Annotated in this window: 11 protein-coding genes; 10 read left to right on the forward strand and 1 reads right to left on the reverse strand. The window is 41.1% G+C overall.

Annotated elements, in window-relative coordinates; genetic code table 11:
* Position 1 precedes the first annotated feature (1 nt).
* The 9 genes from hemH to HNQ82_RS07150 all read left to right on the forward strand — a co-directional run bounded on the left by hemH (position 2) and on the right by HNQ82_RS07150 (position 11852).
* Positions 2-949 carry a ferrochelatase gene (gene hemH / locus HNQ82_RS07110; protein ID WP_183248381.1) on the forward strand — a complete coding sequence of 316 codons (948 nt, stop codon included), beginning with the start codon at positions 2-4 and terminating at the stop codon, positions 947-949.
* Positions 946-2364, forward strand: a complete 1419-nt coding sequence (gene hemY, locus HNQ82_RS07115; RefSeq protein WP_183248383.1) for a protoporphyrinogen oxidase — start codon at positions 946-948, stop codon at positions 2362-2364. The genes hemH and hemY overlap by 4 nt, the downstream gene beginning before the upstream one ends.
* A gap of 101 nt (positions 2365-2465) precedes the next feature.
* The gene (locus HNQ82_RS07120) at positions 2466-3038 is read left to right on the forward strand and encodes a TetR/AcrR family transcriptional regulator (protein ID WP_183248385.1); all 573 of its coding nucleotides are present in this window, start codon (positions 2466-2468) and stop codon (positions 3036-3038) included.
* Between the two features lie 71 nt (positions 3039-3109).
* Positions 3110-5419: a YhgE/Pip domain-containing protein gene (locus HNQ82_RS07125; protein WP_183248388.1), complete on the forward strand. Its 2310-nt coding sequence runs from the start codon at positions 3110-3112 to the stop codon at positions 5417-5419.
* A 135-nt stretch (positions 5420-5554) separates the two neighbouring features.
* Entirely contained in the window at positions 5555-6574 is a 1020-nt protein-coding gene (locus HNQ82_RS07130) for a LacI family DNA-binding transcriptional regulator (RefSeq protein WP_183248390.1), read from the forward strand.
* Positions 6575-6612: 38 nt separating this feature from the next.
* Positions 6613-7920, forward strand: a complete 1308-nt coding sequence (locus HNQ82_RS07135) for an ABC transporter substrate-binding protein (protein ID WP_183248392.1) — start codon at positions 6613-6615, stop codon at positions 7918-7920.
* Positions 7921-7989: 69 nt separating this feature from the next.
* Positions 7990-9285: an ABC transporter permease subunit gene (locus HNQ82_RS07140; protein WP_055440456.1), complete on the forward strand. Its 1296-nt coding sequence runs from the start codon at positions 7990-7992 to the stop codon at positions 9283-9285.
* An 11-nt stretch (positions 9286-9296) separates the two neighbouring features.
* Positions 9297-10124: a carbohydrate ABC transporter permease gene (locus HNQ82_RS07145; RefSeq protein WP_055440457.1), complete on the forward strand. Its 828-nt coding sequence runs from the start codon at positions 9297-9299 to the stop codon at positions 10122-10124.
* 18 nt (positions 10125-10142) lie between these two features.
* Entirely contained in the window at positions 10143-11852 is a 1710-nt protein-coding gene (locus tag HNQ82_RS07150) for a glycoside hydrolase family 13 protein (RefSeq protein WP_183248393.1), read from the forward strand.
* Between the two features lie 151 nt (positions 11853-12003).
* Here the strand turns inward: HNQ82_RS07150 and yhfH are convergent, their stop codons facing one another.
* A complete protein-coding gene (gene yhfH, locus HNQ82_RS07155; protein WP_080730300.1) occupies positions 12004-12135 on the reverse strand; it encodes a protein YhfH in 132 nt (43 codons plus the stop codon).
* A 152-nt stretch (positions 12136-12287) separates the two neighbouring features.
* On the opposite strand from yhfH, the gene HNQ82_RS07160 reads away from it, so the two are divergent.
* Positions 12288-13022 carry an MBL fold metallo-hydrolase gene (locus tag HNQ82_RS07160; protein ID WP_183248395.1) on the forward strand — a complete coding sequence of 245 codons (735 nt, stop codon included), beginning with the start codon at positions 12288-12290 and terminating at the stop codon, positions 13020-13022.
* Positions 13023-13598: the final 576 nt, after the last annotated feature.

The following is a 13598-nucleotide window of genomic DNA, read 5'->3' on the forward strand; positions in this document are numbered from 1 at the left end:
GATGTCAAAAAAAGTAATGGGATTGCTTGTTATGGCATATGGCACGCCATATAAAGAAGAAGATTTGGAGAGATATTACACACATATTCGACATGGTCGCAAACCGTCGGAAGAGATGCTAGCAGATCTTCGCGAACGGTATGAAGCAATTGGAGGTATTTCCCCGCTTGCAGCCATTACAAAGCAACAAGCGGAAAAACTTGCTGAGCGACTGAATGAATTGCAAGATGATATTGAATTTCGCATGTATTTAGGATTGAAGCATATTGAACCGTTCGTTGAAGATGCCGTTCGACAAATGTATGAAGACGGAATAGAGGAAGCGGTTTCGATCGTATTAGCCCCGCATTTTTCGACATTTAGTGTGAAATCATACAACGGACGGGCGAAAGAAGAAGCAGCTCGCTTAGGCGGACCGAAATTGACATGTGTGGAAAGCTGGTATACTGAACCGAAATTTATTCAATATTGGGCCGAGCGAGTAAAAGAAACGTACGCTTCGATGACTGAACGAGAGCGGGACAAAGCGGTGTTGATCGTTTCAGCCCACAGCTTGCCTGAAAAAATTATTGCGATGGGAGATCCGTACCCAAAACAACTACAAGAAACAGCCGATTTCATTGCAAAAGAAGCAGGTGTTTCGGAATACGTCACTGGTTGGCAAAGCGCAGGAAATACGCCAGAACCGTGGCTAGGTCCTGATGTGCAAGATTTAACGCGACAACTATACGAAGAAAAGGGCTACGAGGCTTTTGTATATGTTCCAGCTGGTTTTGTCGCTGACCATTTAGAAGTGTTGTACGATAACGACATTGAATGTAAGCAAGTAACGGACGAACTTGGTGTGAGTTACTATCGTCCGCCGATGCCAAATGCGCATCCGCAGTTTATTGACGCCCTTGCAACCGTTGTGTTAAACCATTTACGTAAAGAAGGCGGATCATTATGAAAAAGAAAGTCATCATTATTGGCGGTGGTATGACAGGATTAACGGCAGCGTATTATTTGCAAAAAGAGGCACATGAAAAGCAGCTGCCAATTTCCTGTGAATTAATTGAAGCGAGCCATCGACTGGGGGGGAAAGTACAAACCGTTTATCGCGACGGATTTATCATTGAACGAGGGCCAGATTCTTTTTTGGCACGAAAAATGAGCGCCTCACGCCTCATTCACGAAGTCGGACTTGAAAAAGAGCTCGTGCATAATACGGCCGGTCAATCGTACATTCTCGTCAATCGAACGCTTCATCCAATTCCAGGTGGTGCGGTGATGGGCATTCCGACAAAAATCGCACCGTTTGCCATGACGCGTCTCTTTTCTCCGTTTGGTAAACTGCGCGCAGCAGCTGACTTTGTTTTGCCACCGTTAAAAGCGGAAGGAGACGTATCGCTCGGACAATTTTTCCGTCGTCGCCTCGGCAATGAAGTTGTTGATCGTCTCATTGAACCTTTACTATCGGGTATTTATGCAGGAGATATTGACCAGCTTAGCTTAATGGCGACGTTCCCTCAATATTTCCATTTAGAGCAAAAACACGGAAGTCTTGTGTTAGGAATGAAGCGGTCGATGCCGAAACAAAAAACGAAGCAAAAAAGCGACAAAGGCATTTTTCAAACGTTAAAAACAGGGTTGTCGTCTCTCGTTGATGCGATAGAGCAAAAGCTAGAAAAAGGAACGGTGCATAAAGGGGTACGTGTTGAGCGTATTGAAAAAGTCGGTGAGCGCTACGTTTTAACGTTAAGCAACGGGGCGAAAAAAGAGGCGGATAGCGTCATTATTGCTGTTCCGCATCAATCATTGACATCGCTTTTTCCAAATGAAACGATGTTTTCTTCTTTTGAAACGATGCCATCTACGTCTGTTGCAACGGTCGCATTAGCGTTTCCGAAAGAAGCGGTAGCGAAAGATATGAACGGGACAGGGTTTGTCGTCTCACGCGATAGCGACTATACGATTACCGCATGTACGTGGACGCATAAAAAATGGCCACATACGACACCAGAAGGGTACGTTTTGTTGCGTTGTTACGTCGGTCGACCTGGTGATGAAGCGATTGTTGATCAAACAGACGACGATATCGTCCAAGTCGTGATGGACGATTTGAATAAAGTGATGAATATGACGATGAATCCGATGTTTTCGATTGTGACGCGCTGGAAACAATCGATGCCGCAATACACGGTCGGTCATCGTGAACGAATTGAGCGCGTGAAACAAGATATGCAACAACATCTTCCAGGCGTCTTTTTAGCAGGAAGTTCGTATGAAGGTCTTGGGCTTCCAGATTGTATCGATCAAGGAGAAGAAGCGGTAAAAAAAGTGTTACATTATTTAGCTTATACGAAAGAAAAGGTGTCATTATAATATTAGGCACCTTTTTTTCTTGAAAACATATGTCCATTATGATAAGATGTAAAACGAAATGACCAAAATGTTCATTTAGTCATAAAAAAGGATGAACGCCTATGTCAGAAAAAAGAAAACAAATTATTGAAGCGGCAACGAAGTCGTTTTCGCTTTTTGGTTATAAAGCAACGACGATGGATCAAGTGGCGAAAATGGCGAATGTCGGAAAAGGAACGATTTATACGTTTTTCAAAAGCAAAGAAGAGCTGCTAGAAGACATCGTTTCTTCTATCATTTCTGAAATTAAGCGTGAGGCAGATGCCGCGATTGATCACCGCTTATCGTTTAATGAAAATGTGCAACGTGCTTTGCAACGCATTTTTACGTTTCGCAAAGAACATGAATTGACGATTAAGCTGTTACAAGAAGTGCGCGATATCGGCACGCCAGCTGTACGTGATGTGATGAAGCGGCTTGATCGTGAAATGATTGCTTACGTTCGTGAAAAAATAGAAGAGGCGATGGCAAAAGGGGAAATCCGTTCGTGTGATCCCGAATTAACAGCATTTTTAATGTTTAAAATGTATATTGCTTTAAACGTTGATTGGGAAAAAGAACATGAACCATTACCGCAACAAAAAATAGCTGAACTGTTTGATTTGTATTTATTAAAAGGATTATCTCGACGATGATCCTTCTCTTTTTTGCAAGAAATGACTAAATGAACAAATTGGTCAATATTTTTTAAAAGGGGGTTGAGCATATGCATACATTCCGATTATTGATGCAAGAAATTAAAGCGGTCACGTCCAATCGGAAAGTGCTTATTCCGGTTATCGCTGTCTTATTTATCCCGCTTTTATATAGTGGTATGTTTTTATGGGCGTTTTGGGATCCGTACGATCATTTAGACGATTTACCTGTCGCTATTGTCAATCATGACAAAGGCGCGACATTTGAAGGGGAAGAACTTCATATTGGTGACGATCTCGTTGACAAGTTAAAAGAAAAAAAACAGTTTGATTGGCATTTTGTAAGCCAACGTGAAGGGGAAAAAGGATTAAAAGAACAACGGTATTATATGCTTATTGAAATTCCAGAAGATTTTTCAAAAAACGCAACGACGTTACAAGATAATCATCCGAAAAAGCTTCAACTTATTTACAAGCCAAATGAAGGATTTAACTTTTTATCTGCCCAAATCGGTGGAACAGCGGTTGAAAGAATTAAAACAGAAGTAGCAAAAACATTAACGGAAACGTACGCAGAAAACATGTTTGAGAGCGTAAAAACGTTGGCAGATGGATTAACGAAGGCGAGCGACGGAGCAAAACAATTGCATGACGGACTGATGGATGCAAAAGAAGGAACGAATAAGCTATATGATGGAATGAAAAAAGCACAAGATGGCTCCGATGAATTGTATCGCCATTTAGAAACGCTTGCAGAAAAATCCATTACATTTACGAACGGCTTGCATAAAGTAGCTGACGGTTCAATGCAAGTTCAAACTGGTGTTCAAACGCTTCATGACGGGATGAAGCGCATGGTAGATGGGCAAGGACAATTGCTTGCGGGAGCACAGCAAACAAAAGAAGGGACAACGAAACTGGCTTCAGGTGCAAATCGTGTGCTTGAAGGAATGAAAGCACTCGATGCTCGTATGCCACAGCTTTTACAAGGTTCAGAACAATTAAGTGGCGGAGCGGAAAAATTAGCTACGTCGCTTGCCAAGTGGCGACAAGGAGCGTCACAAGTTCAAACAGGTGCAACACAAGTGACAGGTGGGTTAGAGCAGTTAGCTGCACAACTTGATGAGCTTATTGCGCAAACGTCAGACCCGATGCAAAAAGCCGTATATGAGCAGTTCAAACAAAATGTTGAGCGATTATCACTAGGAAGCAAACAAGTAGAAACAGGTGTTGCACAGTTAAATGATGGTGCTCAAGCGTTACAAGCAGGGGCGACGTCTTTAAGCGAAGGGGCAAAGAAGCTACATGAAGGGCATACGGCTCTTGATAGCGGCGTAAACCAACTGCTTGCTGGGCAACAACAACTCACTGATGGGGCAAATGCGTTAGTGAACGGGCAAGAACAGCTTGTTTCGGGCATGAATACGTTACATGAAAAAATGAAAGAAGCGGAGCAAGGAACAGCGAAACTAGCAAATGGTAGTCAAACACTTACTTCTGGTTTGCAAGCTCTTGCGAATGGAGGCGACCAACTGCAAGACGGTGCGCATCGGTTAGCGGATGGTGCACAACAATTAGCGAACGGAATGAATGAACTAACGAATGGTACAGAAAAATTACAAGATGGAATGAATCAGCTTTCGGATGGTTCAGGAGAACTAGCAGATAAATTAAATGAAGGTGCCAAAAAAGCAAGCGACGTCAAAGCAAACGAAGACGTATATAACATGTTTGCTGAACCGGTGAAAGTAAAAAATGAAAGAATCAATGAAGTGCCAAACTACGGAACAGGATTTACACCATATTTCTTGTCATTAGGATTGTTTGTTGGGGCGCTTTTACTTTCGATCGTCTTTCCGCTCCGTGAACCAGCTGGGGTGCCACGCTCACCGTTTCAATGGTTTTTTGCGAAATTTGGTGTACTCATTGGTGTAGGTGTGTTACAAGCACTCCTTGCCGATAGCGTATTGCTTTTTGGGCTCGATTTACAAGTGAAAAGCGTTCCGTTATTCATTTTATTTAGCGTGGTGACAAGCATTGCCTTTTTATCAGTCATTCAATTTCTCGTGACTGTTTTTGGTGACCCAGGGCGATTTATCGGGATTGTCGTCTTAATTTTACAATTGACAACAAGTGCCGGAACGTTCCCGCTTGAATTAATTCCACGTGCGTTGCAACATTTTAACGCATGGCTTCCAATGACATATTCTGTTTTCGGATTAAAAGCGGTCATTTCAAGCGGCGACTTCTCGTTTATGTGGGAAAACGTCGGAAAGTTGCTCATGTTTATTGTTGTGATGATGGCGGGAACGCTAACGTATTTTACAATCCAACATCGTCGCCAATTTACAACAATTGTAGAACAAGCTTCTGAAGCGTAATATGCTTCGGGAGCTTTTTGTTTATAAAAAATTTTTTAAAAAATTAACTTGCATATACAAGGTAATGTAAGTATAATATGAATATGAAAACGATTTCATTCGTTTCTTTTCAATTGAAATAAGGGGGATGGAAGGATGGCGACGATTGAAGATGTCGCCAAGCTAACAGGGCTTTCACGGACGACGATTTCGCGCGTCATAAACAATCACCCGTACGTGTCAGAAGAGAAACGAAAGCTCGTGCTTGAAGCGATGGAGAAGTTAGGATATGTACCTAATTCATCGGCGAGAAGTTTGCGAAATCAAAAAACAAGTATTTTAGCGCTATTTATTCCGCGAATTACAAATCCGTTTTTTAGTGAGCTTGTAGAAGCGACGGAAATCGCAGCAGCGGAACATGGCTACCAGCTTATTATTTGCCAGACTCGCTATTCGCCGGAAAAAGAATTAAACTATATGAATTTATTGAAAACGAAACAAGTTGACGGGGTTATTTTGGCTTCCATTCAAAATGAATGGAAAAAGTTAAAACCTTTTTTACAATATGGGCCGATTGTTCTTTGTAATGAGTTTGATGACTGTGCAAACGTTCCAACCGTTCGGCTCGACCAAGTGTATGGGGGATACATAGCAACGAAACATTTACTTGAACGCGGGCATACGAAAATTGCTTATTGTTCTGGTGGCTATCGGAGCAATGTCGCACAATCGCGAGAAATCGGTTTTAAAAAAGCGCTAGCAGAATATAAACTGACATTCGATGAACGGTACGCGTTTCGTGATGTGTTTCACATCGCGGATGGAAAGCGCGTATTTCATCAAATGATGGCGCTTTCGGAGAGACCGACTGCTGTATTTACCGGAAGCGATGAAGTGGCGGCTGGCATTATATCTGAAGCGTTAAGATGTGGCTATCGCATCCCTGAAGATTTAGCTGTTGTTGGCTTTGACAATCAAGCGATTACCGAGCTAACGAATCCGACAATTACAACTGTACATCAACCAGTCAAACAAATGGCACAAAAAGCAGTGGATATTATTGTGGAGAAAATTCAGACAAAAAAATATGAAGTGAAAGAAATTTACGAATTTCCACTTCAGCTTATTGTGCGCGCATCGACAGTGGGTAGCGAGCTTCATGAAAGTGAAGCTTGACATACATTTCAAGTTATTAAATAAAGGGGGATTTTTTCATGAAGAAGGCAACAAAATTTTCTTCTGCGTTGTTAGCGCTTACACTTGGCTTAACAGCTTGTTCTGGCGGTCAAGACACGGACAAAAAAGAAACGACGGACAAAAAAGACGATGCAAAAAAATCGGAAGAAGTTGTAAAAATCGTTTATGCTCGTGGTAAAGATGCAACAAAAGCGACAGACGAAATCGTGAAAGCGTTTGAAGCAAAATATCCAAACATTGATGTCGAATTTCGTGAAATGCCTTCAGACACAGGGGCGCAGCATGATGCATACGTGACAATGTTAAACGCAAAATCATCTGAAATTGACGTTATGGATTTAGACGTGATTTGGCCAGCAGAATTTGCGCAAGCCGGATATGTTCTCCCGCTTGATCGTTTCATTGAAAAAGACGGCATTGATTTAAGCGCATATAACCAAGGTGCGCTTGCAGCTGGAAACTTCGACGGAAAACAATGGGCGATGCCAAAATTTATTGACACAGGACTATTATTCTATCGTAAAGATATCGTGCCAGAAGATCAAGTGCCGAAAACATGGGATGAATTGTTAGCGGCTGCACGTGAGTTTAAAGGAAAAGGCGGTACACAATTCGGATACTTAATGCAAGCAAAACAATATGAAGGATTAGTATGTAACGCAATTGAATTTATTGCGGCATACGGTGGAAAAATCGTTGATGAAAACAACAACGTTGTCGTCAACAGCCCTGAAACAATTAAAGGATTAAAGAAAATGGTTGAAATTGCAACATCTGACGTTGTACCAAGCAACATTACAACATTTACAGAGCCAGAGTCTCATACAGCGTTTATTGAAGGGCAATCACCGTTTATTCGCAACTGGCCATATCAATACGCGTTAGCAAACGATCCAGAGCAATCAAAAATTGTTGATAAAGTAGGCGTTGCGCCACTACCTGCTGGTGATAAAGGTTCAGCAGCTGCATTAGGTGGATGGATGACAGCAATTAACGCATATTCGAAAAATAAAGAAGCGGCTTGGGAATTTGTGAAGTTTATGACCGGTCCAGAAGGTCAAAAAATTTCTGCGATCTATGGTGGTTTAGCACCAACGCTTCCAGCGTTATTTAAAGATGAAGAAGTATTGAAGGCGAATCCATTCTTTGCAGAACAAGGTTTCGTTGATGGATTAAATGCAGCGGTACCACGTCCAGTTGTGCCAAACTATCCGGAAGTATCTGAAATTATTCAAATTAACGTATCAAAAGCCATTGCTGGACAAATTACAGTTGAAGAAGCAGTTGCGAACATGGAAAAAGAAATTAAAGCAGTTATGCAGTAGTTGCACGTTAGCCTTCAGCCTCATGTGAGAGCTGAAGGCTAAATCCTTTGCATAAAGGGGGAACAACGAGTGAAAAACGAAAAAAAATCGGAGCGCCGTTTAGCCTATATTCTTGTTGCTCCATCGCTCTTGCTCATTTTGGCGGTTGCGATTTGGCCGGTTATTCAGTCGTTTTATTTCAGTTTATTTGACTATCGTCTCAACAACCCAGCAAAATCTTCTCTCCATCTCGATTACAGCTTAAACTTAGAACGATATTTAGAAAGTTATCCGTTTTTAATGAGCACATTAAAACAAGAAATGACACAGGCGACAGGCGAGGAAAAAGAGCAACTGACATCGTTACAAGAACAGTTGCAGCAAGTGGATGAAGAAATTCGCGCCGATAAAGAAGTAGCGAAACGATATGAGCAAGTAGACGAAATTTTAAACAATTTCGAAGTGCCAAGTGAAGAAATAAAAATTGTTCCAATCGATGAACAGGCGGCAGAAGATTTAATAAAAACGATCAATGACACGAAACAAACGTTAAAATCGTTAAACGAAAACGGTCAATTAAAGCAAGGAGATAAATTAACAGGACTTGCAAACGGATTAAGCGGAGCAGTCATTGAACCGAACTTTGTCGGTCTTGCACATTATAAAAACTACTTTACTGATGCTCGTTTATGGAAAGCACTTTGGAATACGACGGTGTTTACAGTCATTTCGGTATCGATTGAATTAGTGCTTGGCTTGGCGATTGCCTTATTAATTAATAAAGCATTTTTTGGCCGAGGACTTGTACGGGCAACCATTTTAATTCCATGGGCAATTCCAACAGCAGTATCGGCATTAATGTGGAAGTTTTTGTATGACGGACAAAACGGCATTGTCGCAAAATATTTTGCGGATATTGGTATTATCAATAATATGAGTGAGCTATTAACAACGGGTACAGGAGCAATGTTTGCTGTTATTTTCTCTGACGTATGGAAAACAACTCCATACATGGCGCTATTGTTGCTTGCAGGATTGCAAACGATCCCAAGCTCACTATACGAAGCGGCATCAATTGACGGTGCGACAAAGTGGCAACAGTTCGTCAAAATTACGTTACCACTTTTAAAATCAAGCATTCTCGTTGCGCTCTTGTTCCGTACGCTTGATGCGTTCCGGGTATTTGACTTAATTTTCGTTTTAACAGGCGGCGGACCAGCGAACTCGACAGAAACGATCTCGATTTTAGCGTATAAAGTCATGTTCTCGCAAACAAACTTCGGTGGCGGTTCAGCGTTAGCGGTGATCGTCTTTATTTGCGTAGCGATCATCTCAACGATTTACATTAAGTTTTTAGGTGCTGACCTCATTTCTGACCGAAAATAGGAGGTGCAACGATGCAAAAGAAAGCCGGTCCATTGTTTTATGTGTTTTTATTTGTTTTCGTTTTTTTAGTCATGTTTCCGTTTTTATGGATTTTATTAAGCTCGATTAAACCATTGAGCGAGCTGTTTGGTGAAGAAGCGTTTAATTGGTTTACGAGCCATCCGACGTTAAAAAGTTACGTTTCCGTTTTTGTCAATTATCCATTTTTAAAATATTTATGGAACAGTACAGTCATCGCGACAATTACAACCGTATATACCGTATTTGTGGCAGCGTTTGCGGCATATGCGATTGCCCGTTTAGATTTTAAAGGAAAGTCAGTTATTCTCGGTATTGTGTTATCGGTATCCATGTTTCCGCAAATCGCAACAATTTCACCAATTTATATGTTTGTGAAAAAGTTTGGGTTAACAAATAGTTATTTAGGATTAATTATTCCGTATACAACGTTTGCATTGCCACTATCGATTTGGTTATTAGTGACGTTTTTCCGTAAAATTCCGTTTGATTTAGAAGAAGCGGCAAAAATGGACGGAGCAACACCGCTTCAAACGTATTTTAAAGTCATTTTGCCATTAGCCGTACCGGGTATTTTTACGACATCTATTCTTGTTTTTATCGCGGCTTGGAACGAATTTTTATTCGCTTTAACCATTAACACCGCAGAAAATTATAAAACGGTGCCAGTCGGTATTGCGATGTTCCAAGGACAATATACGATTCCGTGGGGTGAGATTTCAGCTGCGACCGTTATCGTCACCATTCCGCTCGTCATTATGGTATTATTATTCCAACGTCGCATTGTGTCTGGTTTAACGTCTGGTTCAGTGAAAGAATAATGGAGAGGGGAAAAGAGAATGGAATCGATTCCAAAAACGAAACAATGGTGGAAAGAAGCGGTTGTATATCAAATTTATCCGCGCAGTTTTAAAGATTCGAACGGGGATGGGATTGGCGATTTAAGAGGTATTATCGAAAAATTAGATTATTTACAAGAACTTGGCGTTGATGTCATTTGGTTATCGCCTGTATATAAGTCACCAAACGATGATAACGGTTATGACATTAGTGACTATCAAGACATTATGGACGAGTTCGGCACGCTCGCTGATTGGGATGAGCTTCTTTCCCAAATGCATGCACGCGGCATGAAATTAGTGATGGATTTAGTCGTCAACCATACGTCTGATGAGCATCATTGGTTTATCGAATCGCGCAAGTCAAAAGATAACCCGTATCGCGACTATTACATTTGGCGTGCAGGAAAAGACGGAAAAGAGCCAAACAATTGGCAATCGTTTTTCAGCGGTTCAGCATGGCAGTACGACGAAGCGACTGGAGAATATTATTTACATTTATTTTCGAAAAAACAACCAGATTTAAACTGGGAAAATGAAAAGGTACGCGAACAAATTTTCAACATGATGACATGGTGGTTAGACCGTGGCATTGATGGATTCCGCATGGACGTGATTAATTTATTGTCGAAAGTGGAAGGATTGCCAGATGCTCCGGTGACGAATCCGAATGACCGTTATCAATGGGGTGGGCAATATTTTGTCAACGGTCCAAAATTAATGGACTATTTGCGTGAAATGAAAGAAAAAGTGTTAAGCAAATACGACATTATGACGGTCGGTGAAACACCGATGGTCACGACAGACGATGCGATTCGATTTACGAACGAGCAAGACGGCGTCATGAACATGTTATTTCAATTTGAGCATATGGACGTTGACTCAAAACCGGGAAGTCATCTTGGAAAATGGGACATTCAGCCGTGGAAGTTGACTGATTTGAAAAAAATTATGAGCAAATGGCAAGTTGAATTGCATGGAAAAGGGTGGAACTCACTTTATTTAGAAAATCACGATCAACCACGGTCTGTTTCTCGTTTTGGTGACGACAAAACGTATCGTGTGGAAAGCGCAAAAATGTTAGCCACATGGCTACATATGATGCAAGGAACGCCATACATTTATCAAGGTCAAGAAATCGGCATGACGAATGTTGCCTTTCCATCGATCGAATATTATCGCGATGTGGAAACGATTAACTTATGGAACGATGTTGTCGTCAATAAAGGGGAAGACCCAGACAAAATTTTAAAAGCGATTCATTATCGTGGTCGCGACAATGCGCGCACACCGATGCAATGGGATGCGACACAACATGCAGGATTTACAACAGGCACCCCATGGATTAACGTGAATCCGAATTACCGAGACATTAACGTCGAACAAGCGTTACAAGATGAAAACTCGGTATTTCATTATTATAAAAAGCTCATTCGTCTTCGAAAGGAGCATCCAATTATCGTGTACGGTTCATACGAGCTATTGCTTGAAGATGATGAACAAATTTATGCATACGTGCGCAAGTTCAACGATGAACAGTTGCTTGTCATCACAAACTTTAGTAGCGAGCAACCGACATTTATATTGCCAGCACACATCACGTTTACGGAAAAACAATTGCTCATTAGCAACTATGCGGTCGATGAAAATGAATCCATTGACACGATCGTGCTAAAACCGTATGAAGCACGTGTATATAAGTTAAAGTAAAAAGCAGCCACGCAGGCTGCTTTTTTAAAGAATTGATGTCTAGCTCCAAGCGCCATCGGCTCGAGTCGCTTCGCCCCACACTGTGGCGGCAACAGCCTCCTCGGTGGGGCTTGTGCGCTCTTCACCGATAGGCGGGCGCTTTGCGCTTTTCTTAGCAAGAGACGTTTAAACATTGAACACAAATGTTTCCATAGCATTCATGTTGCTCTTCCATTTCTTTACCACATTCACAACATGTTTTTGGTGGTAACTTTTTATAAAATTCAGACATTTTTTCTAGCATACTCCCCAACCCCTTCGTTTTTGTTGATTTTATTGTATTATAACAGATTGCCTTTTGTCAATAGTTGTTTTATAACATTTATATGTGTGAAATTCGTTCGGAAATTTGGTATTGTGTAGTTGTACACATTTTTGTCAGGAAGGTGAATACATATGAAGGTGACAGTCATCGGTTATTGGGGTGCATTTCCGAAAAAAAATGAAGCAACGTCATGTTATTTATTTGAACACGATGGGTTTCGCTTGTTAGTCGATTGCGGAAGCGGAGCGTTAGCCCAACTGCAAAACGTCATTGATATTGAACAAATTGATGCGGTGATCGTATCGCATTATCATCACGATCACGTGGCAGACATTGGTCCGCTTCAATACGCGCGGCTTATTAAGAAAAATTTAGGTATAGATTTGACGGAACTTTCCATTTACGGCCATTCGCTCGATCGTGATGGATTTGCGCGTCTTGGGCATAAAGGAGTGACAAAAGCGGTGGCATATGATCCGAATAAGAAGATTCACATCGGTCCATTTACGATTTCGTTTATGCAAACTGAACATCCGGCGATTTGTTATGCGATGCGCATAGAAGCAGGAGGAAAAACGGTTGTGTATACAGCGGATTCGAGCTATTTACCGCAGTTTGTTCCTTTTGCGAAACATGCACATTTGCTCATTTGTGAATGCAACTTTTACGCAGGACAAAACGCCAAACAGGCAGGACATATGACGAGCGAGGAAGCGGCAACGATCGCGCGCGACGCTCACGTTGAAACATTGTTGCTGACGCACTTGCCTCATTTCGGAAACATCGAACAGCTTGTCAGCGAAGCAAAAACGATTTTCCACGGCGATGTGCAATTAGCAAAAACAAGATGGACATGGGAAGGATAAGTGATTGGCTATCTCTCTTTTTAGGTGATTCAAATGACGTGGTGGCAATACGGAATAGTTAGCTATATAGTTATTTTTTGTTGGTTTTTGTTTTCTTCCTATGTTACTCATCGCTGGACATCAAAACAAGAGTGTAAACCTTCGCATCGCGTTTTACTTAAACGTGACAGCATTCAAACGCTTGTTTTGACCACTATACTTGTTATTTTATACTTTTTTGATATTAAATTTCCTTTTATAGAGTAAATGGAGATGATGGGGCTAATCTCAAAACATGTTTACAGTTTGGGATTAGCCTTTTTCAGTTAGATTCTTTGTTGTATTTGTTATAATACAGAATAAAAATTTTGAAAATTTTTTGAACAGGTGCTTGACGATAGATTGAAAAGTAGAGATAATATGGGTGTGTTAGAATTTTCTTAAAATTTAGTAACACGTGTTAGGAGGTGGGTGTTAAAATAAAATGATAACGCTTACAAATTAAAGGGGGTATTTGTTTGATTGTGTTTTACCTCATCTTAGGGATTACGATCGTGAGCTTGTATGTTGCTTTTCGCAAGCAAAAACCTTTCTTTT

Origin of the sequence: Anoxybacillus tengchongensis, from assembly GCF_014201585.1 — a bacterium.
Classification (GTDB): Bacteria; Bacillota; Bacilli; order Bacillales; family Anoxybacillaceae; genus Anoxybacillus; species Anoxybacillus tengchongensis.

Coding starts and splice junctions, on each gene's coding strand:
- hemH (WP_183248381.1), top strand. CDS start 2: ATGTCAAAAAAAGTAATGGGATTGCTTGTTATGGCATATGGCACGCCA.
- hemY (WP_183248383.1), top strand. CDS start 946: ATGAAAAAGAAAGTCATCATTATTGGCGGTGGTATGACAGGATTAACG.
- HNQ82_RS07120 (WP_183248385.1), top strand. CDS start 2,466: ATGTCAGAAAAAAGAAAACAAATTATTGAAGCGGCAACGAAGTCGTTT.
- HNQ82_RS07125 (WP_183248388.1), top strand. CDS start 3,110: ATGCATACATTCCGATTATTGATGCAAGAAATTAAAGCGGTCACGTCC.
- HNQ82_RS07130 (WP_183248390.1), top strand. CDS start 5,555: ATGGCGACGATTGAAGATGTCGCCAAGCTAACAGGGCTTTCACGGACG.
- HNQ82_RS07135 (WP_183248392.1), top strand. CDS start 6,613: ATGAAGAAGGCAACAAAATTTTCTTCTGCGTTGTTAGCGCTTACACTT.
- HNQ82_RS07145 (WP_055440457.1), top strand. CDS start 9,297: ATGCAAAAGAAAGCCGGTCCATTGTTTTATGTGTTTTTATTTGTTTTC.
- HNQ82_RS07150 (WP_183248393.1), top strand. CDS start 10,143: ATGGAATCGATTCCAAAAACGAAACAATGGTGGAAAGAAGCGGTTGTA.
- yhfH (WP_080730300.1), bottom strand. CDS start 12,135: ATGCTAGAAAAAATGTCTGAATTTTATAAAAAGTTACCACCAAAAACA.
- HNQ82_RS07160 (WP_183248395.1), top strand. CDS start 12,288: ATGAAGGTGACAGTCATCGGTTATTGGGGTGCATTTCCGAAAAAAAAT.